The sequence below is a fragment of the Streptomyces sp. SID11385 genome, assembly GCF_010548245.1.
Lineage (GTDB): Bacteria > Actinomycetota > Actinomycetes > Streptomycetales > Streptomycetaceae > Streptomyces.
In genome coordinates, this window is sequence record NZ_JAAGLR010001050.1 from 1 (window position 1) to 226 (window position 226).

The 226-nt window shown below is 80.1% G+C and carries 1 pseudogene; it reads left to right on the forward strand.

The features are described 5' to 3' along the window. Positions 1–226 (forward strand): annotated as a pseudogene (locus tag G3I42_RS32000) (ROK family transcriptional regulator); the annotation flags it as partial.

The following is a 226-nucleotide window of genomic DNA, read 5'->3' on the forward strand; positions in this document are numbered from 1 at the left end:
ACGGCGCGCTGCGCCGGGGCGCCTCGGGGGGCACGGGCGAAATCGGCTTCCTCCCCGTCCCCGGCACACGGGTGCTCCCCGGGCGGGACAGCTGCGAGGGCGGCTACCACTCGCTCGCCTCCTCGGCCGCGATCGAGGAACTCGCCGCACGCCACGGCCTCGTGGCCGACGCCGCCCCGCACGAGCCGCCCGCCGCCGCGCTCGTGCGCCGCGCGGTCCGCGACAC